The organism is Marinomonas shanghaiensis (assembly GCF_003259175.1).
GTDB classification, from domain to species: domain Bacteria; phylum Pseudomonadota; class Gammaproteobacteria; order Pseudomonadales; family Marinomonadaceae; genus Marinomonas; species Marinomonas shanghaiensis.
The window spans coordinates 91,425-102,754 of the sequence record NZ_QGOK01000020.1 but is presented as its reverse complement, the minus strand read 5'-3'; the positions used below and the strand labels follow the sequence as shown (position 1 = coordinate 102,754).

The 11,330-nt window shown below is 46.5% G+C and carries 11 protein-coding genes; 9 read left to right on the top strand and 2 right to left on the bottom strand.

Annotated elements, in window-relative coordinates; all coding sequences use genetic code 11:
- Positions 1 to 152 precede the first annotated feature (152 nt).
- Positions 153 to 1,217: an FAD:protein FMN transferase gene (locus tag DKT73_RS15950; protein ID WP_111639543.1), complete on the bottom strand. Its 1,065-nt coding sequence runs from the start codon at positions 1,215 to 1,217 to the stop codon at positions 153 to 155.
- Positions 1,218 to 1,409: 192 nt separating this feature from the next.
- Here DKT73_RS15950 and DKT73_RS15945 point away from each other — a divergent pair, with 192 nt between their 5' ends.
- From DKT73_RS15945 to DKT73_RS15920, 6 genes are all read left to right on the top strand, one after another.
- Positions 1,410 to 2,456, top strand: coding sequence for a LacI family DNA-binding transcriptional regulator (locus DKT73_RS15945; RefSeq protein WP_111639542.1), 1,047 nt, complete (start codon positions 1,410 to 1,412; stop codon positions 2,454 to 2,456).
- A gap of 119 nt (positions 2,457 to 2,575) precedes the next feature.
- Positions 2,576 to 3,850: a sugar ABC transporter substrate-binding protein gene (locus DKT73_RS15940; protein ID WP_111639541.1), complete on the top strand. Its 1,275-nt coding sequence runs from the start codon at positions 2,576 to 2,578 to the stop codon at positions 3,848 to 3,850.
- A 130-nt stretch (positions 3,851 to 3,980) separates the two neighbouring features.
- Entirely contained in the window at positions 3,981 to 5,063 is a 1,083-nt protein-coding gene (locus DKT73_RS15935) for a carbohydrate ABC transporter permease (RefSeq protein WP_111639540.1), read from the top strand.
- Positions 5,064 to 5,942 carry a carbohydrate ABC transporter permease gene (locus DKT73_RS15930; protein WP_111639539.1) on the top strand — a complete coding sequence of 293 codons (879 nt, stop codon included), beginning with the start codon at positions 5,064 to 5,066 and terminating at the stop codon, positions 5,940 to 5,942. It abuts the gene before it with no gap.
- Between the two features lie 18 nt (positions 5,943 to 5,960).
- The gene (locus tag DKT73_RS15925; RefSeq protein ID WP_111639538.1) at positions 5,961 to 6,965 is read left to right on the top strand and encodes a glycoside hydrolase family 68 protein; all 1,005 of its coding nucleotides are present in this window, start codon (positions 5,961 to 5,963) and stop codon (positions 6,963 to 6,965) included.
- Positions 6,953 to 8,023, top strand: a complete 1,071-nt coding sequence (locus tag DKT73_RS15920) for an ABC transporter ATP-binding protein (RefSeq protein ID WP_111639537.1) — start codon at positions 6,953 to 6,955, stop codon at positions 8,021 to 8,023. The genes DKT73_RS15925 and DKT73_RS15920 overlap by 13 nt, the downstream gene beginning before the upstream one ends.
- A 17-nt stretch (positions 8,024 to 8,040) precedes the next feature.
- Here DKT73_RS15920 and DKT73_RS15915 read toward each other — a convergent pair whose 3' ends face one another.
- Positions 8,041 to 9,027 carry an AraC family transcriptional regulator gene (locus DKT73_RS15915; RefSeq protein WP_111639536.1) on the bottom strand — a complete coding sequence of 329 codons (987 nt, stop codon included), beginning with the start codon at positions 9,025 to 9,027 and terminating at the stop codon, positions 8,041 to 8,043.
- Positions 9,028 to 9,137: 110 nt separating this feature from the next.
- Between DKT73_RS15915 and DKT73_RS15910 the strand changes: the two genes are divergently transcribed.
- From DKT73_RS15910 to DKT73_RS15900, 3 genes are read left to right on the top strand one after another with little or no spacing between them, the layout of a single operon-like run.
- Entirely contained in the window at positions 9,138 to 10,325 is a 1,188-nt protein-coding gene (locus DKT73_RS15910; protein WP_111639535.1) for an MFS transporter, read from the top strand.
- Positions 10,294 to 10,533, top strand: a complete 240-nt coding sequence (locus DKT73_RS15905; protein WP_232827904.1) for a type 2 periplasmic-binding domain-containing protein — start codon at positions 10,294 to 10,296, stop codon at positions 10,531 to 10,533. Before DKT73_RS15910 ends, DKT73_RS15905 begins: the two co-directional genes overlap by 32 nt.
- Before the next feature lie 60 nt (positions 10,534 to 10,593).
- Positions 10,594 to 11,013 (top strand): gamma-glutamylcyclotransferase family protein, encoded by a 420-nt coding sequence (locus DKT73_RS15900; protein WP_111639534.1) that lies wholly within the window; start codon positions 10,594 to 10,596, stop codon positions 11,011 to 11,013.
- The last annotated feature ends 317 nt before the right edge of the window (positions 11,014 to 11,330 follow it).

The window sequence follows — 11,330 nt, the reverse complement described above, 5'->3', positions numbered from 1 at the left end:
TGGATGAGTATTTTTTACAGTGCGTGTCTTGTTATTTCTCTAGTGCGTGTCTCAGTGTTTTTAAATAAAAAATCCCCAATAAGCGAAAGGCTCAGTTATTGGGGATCTGTTGGTTATGTCACTGGTTTTTTTTATGTTATTGAAGCAGCAGCTTAATCAAATTCAACTTTGTTTGTTTTTAACATGGCGGCGCTGCTGGAATCGATTAATTTGTCTTGTTTTCTTTCGATAAAGAAGACTTCTAGGTTTTCGTTTTTGGCGATTTTGGCGCCTTCGTCAGGGCCAAGGCATAACATAGCGGTTGCCCATGCGTCACTGACTCTACCATCGGTTCCAAAGACAGACGCTGAGACAAGATCATGTTTGATCGGTTTGCCTGTGCTTGGGTTGATAATATGAGAGTATTCCACGCCATTATCATCAAAGTGGCGGTTGTAGGTGCCAGAGGTATCAAGCGTGATGCCTTGGTAGTTGGTTACGGTCATGATTTTATGGATTTTAGGTAGACCATCTTTTGACGGAATGGGTTGTTGAATGGCGATGCGCCATTCGTCGCCATTTGGTTTGTGGCCTTTTACTTTCATATCACCACCAAATTGTACCATGTAATTCTGGAAGCCTTTTGATTCTAGCACTTCGCTTAGCTTGCCGATCGTGTAGCCTTCGCCCATGGAGGAAAAATCAAGTTGTAAAAAAGGCCGTGTTTTGCGAATACGGTTACTGTTATCGTCTATTTCAATTTTATCTATGCCTAGCTCCGCTTTTACCGTTGCTAGTTCTTCGTTTGTTGGAATATGAAGCGTCGCTTTTTTAAATCCCCACAAATCAAACAGTGGGCCAACGGTGGGGTCATAACAGCCAGCGGAGCTTTTGTGAATGTCTTTAGATATCTTGATTAGGTCAATAAAATCCTGAGAAGCGGGTTGCCATGCCAGAGAGGGATTGGCATTAAATTCGGAAATATACGAATCCGAACGGTAGGTAGAGAGTTCTTTGTCAATCTGTGCAAGGGTAATATCGAATTCAGTTTGTACCTCGCTAGCTGGGGTGCCATCTTCCGCCCAGAAAAGCACTTGATACGTTGTGCCTTGAGCATAGCCTTCAACGCTTTCTATTTTTGGTGGTTCACTGCATCCCATTAGAAATGCTGTCATTAGTAGGGCACAGACTCCGCCTAAAGAAATGCGGTTAAAACGGTACTTTATGAATCTAGTCATGCATTTAAGCCTTGTGAAAAATGAGACACAGCCATTCTAACAGCCGTTTGTGACGAACTCTATCGAACTGTTTTATCATCCACACTAATGTGCATTTTTTGGGTGTTTCAATGTTTAGTGGGTGATAATTTTATTGACAAATGGTTTTTTGCAACTATTATGACATCGATGTCATTTGAGGTTTTATGATTCATGTCCACCATTTACGATGTTGCGAAAATAGCCAATGTGTCGCCTAAGACGGTTTCTAGAGTGCTCAATAACGACGCACCTGTAGGTGAAGCAACGCGTTTAAAGGTGCAGGCTGCTATTGATACGTTAGGCTATGTGCCCAGCACCGCGGCAAGAGCCATGCGCTCTAATAAATCTGGCTTAATTGGTGTGATAACGGGAGCAATCTCCCACAATGCTACAGCGGGTCCAACAGGGTTGCCTGATTTGTTCATTGTGCAAGGTATTCAAGCGGTTATCCAAGCGTCCAGTAAAACCTTATTAATCGCGGATACGGGCGATGATAGTCAGCGAGTGGCGCATTTAATTCGGACGTTTCAAGAGCATCGTGTGGAAGGCATTATTTATGTGGCAGATTATCACCAGCAAGTGAGTTTGCCAGTTCAGAGTAAGGACATGGCCATTGTGTTGGCAAACTGTTTTGACTCTCAGCAAACACCTGCCGTGATACCGGACGATGAATGGGGGCAGTATCATCTAGTAAAACAGATTCTCTCATTGGGTCATCGTAGAATTGCGTACTTAAGTCTTGATAAAAGCATGGTCGCAACAGACTTGCGGACAAAAGGTTATTATCGTGCTTTGCAAGAAGCAAACATTGCGGTCGACGATGCTTTGATTGTTTGTGCTGACACGCTTGAACAGGTAGATAACAAGGTTTTACTGGAGAGGGCGGTTGATCATTTATTGTCCTTGTCTTATCCCCCTACGGTGCTTTGTTGTGGTAACGACAAAATGGCATTGAAACTTTATGGAATACTGCGGTCTCGTGGTGTTCGAATTCCAGAAGATATATCCGTAGCGGGATATGATAATTATTTGGCGATTACGGAGAGCTTGTATCCATCCTTAACCACTGTGGATTTAGCGTATCGTGAGATTGGAATGGAGGCAGCAAAGTTGTTGTTAAAACAAATTGATACGAAACAGTATCAATCATTGGCAACGCCTAGCTATGTTGCAAGCCCAGTTGTATGGCGTCACTCTGTGCAGCCTCAGTCTAGCTAGGTGAGATGTAGGCTAGGCGGTTTTATCCCTTGTTAATTTTAAAAAGACACTCGTGTCTTTTTAAATGCCCCAAAATGACATCGATGTCATTAAATGTTACCCCTTTGGAGACGTGAACGATGAAAACAAAAATAATGAAAAACGTACTATTGGCTTCGACTATTCCGTTATTGAGCATGGGCTCTATCAATGGCTTTGCGGCGACAGAATTGTCCTTGTGGTATCACGGTGCAGGCAATCCAGTAGAAGCAAAAATCATTGATCAAATTGTGGCGGACTTCAACGCCAGCCAATCGAATTGGAAAGTGGCGCTGCAAAGCTTTCCCCAAGAATCCTATAACGATTCGGTTATTGCCGCTGCTCTAGCGGGTAACTTACCCGACATTCTGGATGTAGACGGGCCGGTTATGCCTAATTGGGCGTGGGCGGGGTATTTACAGCCTTTGAATATCAATAGTGCAGCAATAGAAGACTTTTTGCCGGGCACAAAGGGTTACTGGGATGGCCAGCTTTATTCTTTAGGATTATGGGACGCCGCTGTGGCGATGATTACACGTAAGTCGACTCTAATGGAGGCTAATATCCGTATTCCGACATTAGCGCAGCCATGGACGTTAACCGAGTTTAATGCGGCGTTGGCGACGTTAAAGCAGACGGGTAAATACGATTATCCATTTGACCCAGGTTTGGCGTGGAAAGGGGAATGGTTTCCCTATGCCTTTAGCCCATTCTTGCAAAGTTTTGGTGGCGACATTATTGACCGTGAGAGCTATCAAACTGCCGAAGGCGTTCTCAACGGCGATGAGGCCATTGCCTTTGGCGAGTGGTGGCAAATGTTATTTCAAAAAGGGTATAGCCCAGGCAACTCACAAGACAGTGCGGACCGTGAAACCGGTTTAGTGGAAGGCAAGTATGCGATCCAATGGAACGGCAATTGGACGGCATTGAATATGCTAAAAGCGTTTGGCGATGATGTGTTGTTCTTGCCCGCCCCTGATTTCGGTCATGGTCCTAAAATTGGTGCAGCCAGTTGGCAATTTGGCGTCTCAGCAAGCACGTCATACCCGCAAGGTGCGGCGGACTTTATTCAGTTTGCCACACAAGATCGCTACATGACGGCATTTTCGGATGCCATAGGGTTAATCCCGCCAACCAAAACAGCCGCCGCAGCCAGTGAGCATTATCGACAAGGTGCTCCCATGGCAACTTTTTTTGAGTTATCGGCACAGCAGGCTGTGTTGCGTCCTGTAACACCGGGTTATGTGGTGGCCGCTAAAGTGTTTGAAAAGGCCTTAGCGGATATCGCCGATGGCGCGGATGTAGTGGATACGCTGGACAATGCCGCAGATGAAATCAATCAGGACATTCGTCGGAACCTTGGTTATGGCCACTAAACCTGTACGTTTTGCTTATAAGCCTTACGTTGCTAGGTCTCAGGCAAGATGAAATGCGCTCTGAAGAGTGTTCTGAATGAACGCTCTTCAGACGCCATGATGGATTAATCGTCTTAAAGGCAATTTAATTATGCAAAAAAATTCTTCGTCTCTAACCCAGCATAATCGCAGCGGCTGGCTGTTTGCTTTGCCGGGCTTTGGTTTGATGATGCTGTTTATTGTGGTGCCATTTGTGTTTGCAATTGTGTTTTCCATGACCAATCAACGTTTGATTTCGCCCAATCCAACGCAATTTGTCGGCTTTGAAAATTATCGTCAATTGTTAAGCGTGAATCTCCTTGTGCTCGACCCTGTGAGTACTGAGGCGGGTGAGCTTAAGCAAAACGCAGACGGTACACTGACGTATCCTCGCATACGCACGTTTACTCGAAACAATCCAGACTATCCGCATTTGCAAGGCATGAAAGAGTGGTTTTCATGGCAATGGCAGGACAAACAAGTGGCTATTTTGGCGAGTGATCCTGTGTTTATGAAAGCCGTTGTGAACACCTTTCTCTTTGTGCTGGTGGTGGCGCCATTACAAGGCGCATTCGCTTTAGCCCTTGCCTTGCTGATTAATCAGCGCCTGAAAGGCATCAATGTGTATCGGGCCATCTACTTTATGCCCGTGGTGGTGTCCATTGTGGTGGTTTCTATTCTTTGGCGTTTTATCTACGACGGTCAAAATGGCTTGCTCAACAATCTACTGCACAGCGTATCGTTTGGTCATCTTGCGCCAGTGGATTGGCTGGGCAATCCAGATACCGCACTAGGGTCTATTATGGCCATGTCCATTTGGCAAGCAGTTGGGTTTCACATGGTGATTTGGTTGTCAGGTTTGCAGACCATTTCTCCGACTCTGTACGAGGCCGCCAAAATAGAAGGCGCTTCTGGCTGGCAAACTTTTCGTTATGTGACTTGGCCAGGGCTTAAAAATACCGCTGTTTTGGTGTTGATCGTGATTACCATGCAAGCGTTTGCCTTGTTCGCTCAGATTGATGTGATGACCAATGGTGGGCCGTTGGACAGCACACAAACCATTGTGTTCCAAGCGGTTGAGAGAGGTTATGGCAAGCAAGATATCTCGGGTGGATCGGCGATTTCTGTGGTGTTGTTTGTCATTGTGCTGAGTATTTCTTTGCTTCAGCGTCACTTTACACGGGAGAAAAAATAAATGTCTCATTCCTCAGTAGATCATCATCGACTTCGCTTAGTAGTGCGTTACACCTTGCTGTCGTTGATTGCTTTGATGTTTATTTTTCCGCTGATTTTTATGCTGGTGTCTTCGCTAAAACCGGACCACCAACTGTTAGCGGACACGGCGTCACTACGGGCTTTTTTACCGGTAGGTGAGATCAGTTTAGCGAATTATTACGGCGCTTTTGAACGCGCTCCCATCGTTCTTTTCATGATGAACTCGCTTTTAGTCACCGCAGTGACGGTTGTACTGAGTCTGTTTTGTTGCTCGATGGCAGGCTTTTCCTTTGTCTATTTAAACTGGCGTGGAAAAAGCGTGGCGTTTTCAATCATTTTGGCGACCTTGATCGTACCCTTTGAAACCATCGCCATTCCTATGTTGCTCATGGTGTCTAAACTGCCTTGGATTGGCTTTGATGGCCTGACTTGGGGGTGGTTGAATACCTATCGAGTACAAGTGATTCCTTTTATTGCCGATGGTTTGACGATTTTTTTGTTTACTCAATATTTTAAAGATTTACCGCGAGAGTTAATTGAAGCGGCGCGTGTTGAGGGCAGTAGTTGGTGGCAGGTGTATTGGCGCATCGTGATGCCTTTGTCTGGTCCCGTTATTGCGACGGCGGCGATTCTAAAATTTCTCGTCATGTACAACCAGTATCTGTGGCCCATCATGGTGACACAGCAAGAACAATATCGACCCGTATTAGTCGGGCTACAGTATTTTTTCCAGCTCAATACCGCATGGGGAGAGGTCATGGCGTACCTAACGCTGATTACCTTGCCTGTTTTGGCGTTTTATCTGGTATTGCAACGAGCGTTTATCGCGTCCATTGCCTCAACAGGCGTCAAGGGTTAATTTTTTAGGAGAGTTAATATGACAATAGCATTAAAAGATCAATGGATTTGGGACAGCTGGTATTTTCGCGAAGGGGATACGTGGCATGGCTACTTTTTAAAAGCCGACAAAGCGTTAATCGACCCAGAGAGACGGCATTTAAACGTTAGTCAAGGCCACGCTACGTCGACAGATCTTGTTCATTGGCAGCATCATGGTACTTGTTTTGCGCCAGCCCTTTCACCCGCATGGGATGATTCCACCACGTGGACGGGAAGTGTCGTGTGTGACGAATCCGGTTTGTACCATTTATTTTACACTGGAACCTGTTTGGCTGAAGACAGTCTGTATCAGCGCATTGGTCATGCTACCAGTACGGATTTACACCATTGGCAACGTGTGGGTGATGGTCTGTGTTTGGATTTAGTGGGTGAGAACGCTGCTTATTATGAACATCAGCATCAAAAGGGATTTTGGCATGATAGAGCCATGCGGGATCCTTGGGTAATGAAGAATCCCAATGGCGATGGCTGGTTGATGTTTTTTACCGCCAGAGCCCCTGGTATTGATGAAGCCAATGCGGGCGGTGCGATTGGTTTTGCTACCTCGACCAACTTACACGACTGGACGTTACAAGCGCCCGTATTTGTGGGGGATTTTGGTCAATTAGAGGTACCACAAGTGTTTGCGATTGGTGAGCGTTGGTATTGTTTATTTTGCACCTCTAGTCAACATTGGAGCGAGGCTTACGCGGAGAGTCAGGCGGGTAAGTTCGTCACAGGTAACCATTATCTTGTTGCGGACAGCCCAACAGGCCCTTGGCAGGTTGCCCCCGGTGCTTTCTTTGATGGCGACAATCCTTGTCACCGTTATGCGGCGCGAATCCTTGAAACCGAGCAAGGCCACTGCATCATAGGGTTTCACGATCAAAATCAGCATGGATTTGTGGGCGAAATCCTTGACCCAGTGGCGATTGAGGTGGATGCGGCAGGTTTATTAATCGTCAAAGACAATAAAAAGGATAACGACTCATGGCCGATGTGACACTACAAGCGCTGGTAAAGCGATACGATAAAACAGATATCATCAAAGGCGTGGATATCGATATCAAAGACGGTGAGTTTACGGTGTTTGTTGGACCATCTGGTTGTGGTAAATCCACTTTGCTGCGCATGATTGCCGGCCTGGAAGACATCACAGACGGCACGCTTTCAATTGATGGCAAGATTGTTAATCACTTGCAGCCCAAAGACCGAAGCATCGCCATGGTTTTTCAATCTTATGCGATTTTTCCGCATATGACGGTGCGGGAAAATATGGCCTTTGGTTTGACGATCTCGGGCATTTCCAAGCAAGAAAAAGATCAACGCGTTAACGAAGCCGCTAAAGTTTTGCAAATGGAGCATCTTCTAGAGCGTCGTCCGAGCCAGCTGTCGGGAGGACAGCGTCAGCGTGTTGCCATTGGTCGCGCCATTGTGCGCAACCCCAAAGTGTTTTTGTTCGACGAACCCCTGTCGAATTTGGATGCGGCATTGCGAATGGACATGCGCATGGAGATTGCCAAACTTCATAAAAAGCTCGCTGCAACCATGATCTACGTGACGCACGATCAAGTAGAAGCCATGACGTTAGCGGACAAAATTGTTGTTTTAAAAGAAGGGCAGGTACAGCAAATTGGCACGCCAATGGAGTTGTTTCATCACCCTGCAAATCGCTTCGTAGCTGGCTTTTTAGGCTCGCCATCCATGAACTTTATTGACGTTGATGTATTGGCAATCGATGACCATAGCATGACGCTGGGGTCCACTGTATTAGACCCTGTGGTATTGCCAAGAGTGGAGCAAGTGGTCAATGTTGGGCAAAAGGTGGAGCTGGGTATTCGTCCGCAATACTTACAACCTCAGCATGGTGACGTAAAGGGTTGCCTTCATGGACGGGTGTCATTAACTGAACGTCTTGGAACTGAAACCGTGATTGATGTCAGTCTCGCGGATGGCAAAAAAGTCATTGCCGCCATTGGGCAGGATCAAGTCTTTCCACTAGGCGAGGCAATCAGTTTGTCCTTTGACCCAGAGCGAGCACATGTTTTTGCGACGCAGTGAGGTGCCTAAGTTTCGTCTCAAGACTCGGGAAGTATGCCATTTCTGATGGCACCCGGTGAGGTGCCAGTCATGCGTTTAAAGGCTCGGCTAAAGGATGCGACAGATCCATAGCCGAGTCGATCGGCAATGTCATCCAGAGGCAGGTTGTCTCGACTGATCCATTGGCTGGCGAGGCGCATGCGTAGATTGCTTAAGTATTGTTGTGGTGTGGAATGGGTGAGTTCTGTAAAACGTTCGGCAAAAACAGAACGCGATACCCCCATTTCATGCGCCATGTCTGCGACGGTCCATTGTCGACCAGGGTCACGATGCAGAGCGGATAACACTTGAGACAACTTTGCATCGCGCATCGCTTCAACCCAGCCACATACATTGCACCCACTTTCAACCCAACGACGCAAAATAGCGGCCGCAATCACATCGGCAAGTCGAGTTAAAATGACACCATACCCAGGTCGTTTGGCCATTAACTCTTTGGTCATCACATCAAGAATAGTAGGGATTTGTGGGTCATAATCAGGAACGGTTTCAATGTGCATGACTTCTGGTTTCAAATGCGCTAATGGGTGCAGCCAGCCTAAGTCGAACTCCATGGCACAACTGAAAATAAAGTTGTCTTTTGACCGACATATATCGAGGTTGCAAGCACTAATTTCCGATGTGGCATCACACAAAGGGACTGTTTCAAACGTATCAATGCTGCACAGTGATACGCCTTCCTCGCTGTAAAGATCATGGGCTCCGGCACAAGGTATCAATACGGCATCACCGCAAGCCAGTTGTTGCACAGTACCATTTCGAGTTCGCAGAAGAGCCGAGCCTTGTCCGATAAAATGAAAGTAGGCTAATTTTTTATCTGACTCTTCACCAAATCGAAGCCCAAATGGCGCGGAAATTTCAACTCGTCTGTACTCAAGTCCTCTGAGACGCACGCCAGATAAAAGCTCATTTACCATATCGTAATGGGGGCCGTTGGTTGTGTGATGAGAGTGAGAGGGTGACATAGTGCTCCGGACGATATGGTATGAATTTAAGACATACTGGTATATATCGTCTGGCTTGTCCATATTATTCTATCAGCATTATACATGCATTGATTTTAAGAGGACTTTTGATGATGAATACAGTAAATGGCTCTCCAGACATGGTACAAGAGGTGCCTGCTTGGGGGGCGGTAATTGCCATGACATTAGGTGTTTTCGGTTTGGTTACAGCAGAGTTTTTGCCTGCCAGCCTTTTAACGCCCATGGCATCCGACCTTTTTATCACCGAAGGTATGGCGGGTCAGGCGGTTTCTGCTACAGCGATTTTTGCGGTAGTGGCTAGCCTTTTGACCGCCACCGTTACCCGCAAGATCGATAGACGATATGTCTTGCTAGGATTTTCGGTGTTGCTCATTATTTCGAATGTGTTGGTGGCGTTTGCTCCGAATTTCATTTTGTTGCTTGCTGGTCGTGTGCTGCTTGGTATTGCGCTGGGTGGTTTCTGGACCATGGCTGCCGCAACGGTTATACGTTTGGTGCCTGAAAGCAATGTACCGCGCGCCTTGGCTATTATGTTTAGTGGGGTATCAGCAGCGACGATTTTTGCCGCTCCCCTGGGCAGTTATCTTGGTGGCCTGATCGGTTGGCGTGATGTTTTTTTACTGGCATCTTTGCTTGGCGTTCTGACGCTTGTTGTCCAATTTGCCACTTTACCTAGCATACCGCCGCGAGGAAGAGCAACATTAGGCACCCTTATCGCAGTGATGAATCGTCCACGAATGAAGTTTGGATTATTTGTGTTAGTGCTGATTTTTACGGGGCATTTCGCCTTATTTACCTATGTCCGACCTTTTCTCGAAAACGTCACTGGAGTCGCAACCGCTGGTATTTCGGGTATTCTGCTAGGCTTTGGTATCGCTAACTTTATTGGTACCCACCTAGCCGGCAGCTTAATCGGCCGATCATTGCGTCTCACCTTGGCTCTTATGCCGCTGGCGATGGGCTTAGCAGGCCTTGGCATGGTGAGCTTCGAAGGCGTTGTGCCCACAGCACTGTTTGTCGTCATTTGGGGAATGGCTTTTGGCGGTGTCCCTGTTGCTTGGTCGACGTGGATTACACGCAGTGTTCCTGATGAAGCGGAAAGTGGCGGCGGATTGATGGTCGCTACCATTCAAGTGGCTATTGCCATGGGCGCCGCAGCAGGCGGACTTGTCTATGATATCACTGGAGCGCTTGGCGTTTTCTCTATCGCTGCCCTGATTCTTTTGGTCGCCGGTTTAGCGGTCAGTGTGGGACTACGAACGGATTCAGCGTCTTGATTATTTTAAACAGTCGCGCAGGATCACTTCGGCATCTATTGGCTCTACGCCCTTGGTTGCTGATGATCTACAAACACAACGTCTCATTGCGCCATTAGGCATGCAGCCGACAGGGTATAACTATGCTTTATTAACGCTTGACGACCCGAACCAAGATCCCAGAATAGCGGCATTCTCTAACTGGTTGATGGGGCAGGTTACGCTTTAGGCTAAACGGAAGCCTAAGTATATTGATGCAGATTAATGTTTTTTGTTGGAGTATGACGACATGCACAAAATTTTTGTCTTTGGGACGTTAAAAGAAGGGTTTCCTAACTTTGGAACCAATAAGGGTATTCGTTATCGCGGTGATTTTAAAACCAAAGAACGTTTCCCTTTGTATCTTGTGGGTCAGCGTTTTTCACCTTGGTTGGTATTGCAAGCAGGCGAGGGGCATCACGTCAGAGGGCAGGTGTTTGAGGTATCAGACGATGTTTTAGTGGAAATGGATATGCTGGAAAGAATCACGGCGCCCGATGGTTATCGTAAGGTGAATATGTCTGTTATTTGCCTAGAAACTGGCGATGAGATACGTGTCTTAGCTTATGGTAAACCACCAGAAATGCTTGAAGGTGCGCAAGTCATGCAGGAGCTCGCTGGCGAGTATGGCCTTGAGCATGCAGCGTTATATCGAAGTCGTTCGGCTTGATGGCAAAATCTAGATTTAGTTAATGCAATTCTATTGGGTTATCTGCTGGAAATAGCTTAGTAATTTGACTTGGTATTGTGTCATTGAGGTTGTTTATCTCTCTTGCCAAATTGATTTTTCGTGATGCTTCTGAGGTTTCTAAGAGTGATTGACTGATATGAGAGTGATTTGTGTGTAAACGCGGCTTTCGAACAAAGTACTATTATGAACGTTAGTTTATAGGTTGGGGGACTCGTCAAATGGGGGTCTTCGGCTTTCGATAAGAATGAACTATTAAATCATAACCCCATCTAGTTTATGGCCCTATCCAAAGCCGT

Excerpts from the sequence above, each read along its gene's own strand:
- DKT73_RS15950 (WP_111639543.1), bottom strand. The coding sequence starts at position 1,217 with ATGACTAGATTCATAAAGTACCGTTTTAACCGCATTTCTTTAGGCGGA.
- DKT73_RS15945 (WP_111639542.1), top strand. The coding sequence starts at position 1,410 with ATGTCCACCATTTACGATGTTGCGAAAATAGCCAATGTGTCGCCTAAG.
- DKT73_RS15940 (WP_111639541.1), top strand. The coding sequence starts at position 2,576 with ATGAAAACAAAAATAATGAAAAACGTACTATTGGCTTCGACTATTCCG.
- DKT73_RS15935 (WP_111639540.1), top strand. The coding sequence starts at position 3,981 with ATGCAAAAAAATTCTTCGTCTCTAACCCAGCATAATCGCAGCGGCTGG.
- DKT73_RS15930 (WP_111639539.1), top strand. The coding sequence starts at position 5,064 with ATGTCTCATTCCTCAGTAGATCATCATCGACTTCGCTTAGTAGTGCGT.
- DKT73_RS15925 (WP_111639538.1), top strand. The coding sequence starts at position 5,961 with ATGACAATAGCATTAAAAGATCAATGGATTTGGGACAGCTGGTATTTT.
- DKT73_RS15920 (WP_111639537.1), top strand. The coding sequence starts at position 6,953 with ATGGCCGATGTGACACTACAAGCGCTGGTAAAGCGATACGATAAAACA.
- DKT73_RS15915 (WP_111639536.1), bottom strand. The coding sequence starts at position 9,027 with ATGTCACCCTCTCACTCTCATCACACAACCAACGGCCCCCATTACGAT.
- DKT73_RS15910 (WP_111639535.1), top strand. The coding sequence starts at position 9,138 with ATGATGAATACAGTAAATGGCTCTCCAGACATGGTACAAGAGGTGCCT.
- DKT73_RS15900 (WP_111639534.1), top strand. The coding sequence starts at position 10,594 with ATGCACAAAATTTTTGTCTTTGGGACGTTAAAAGAAGGGTTTCCTAAC.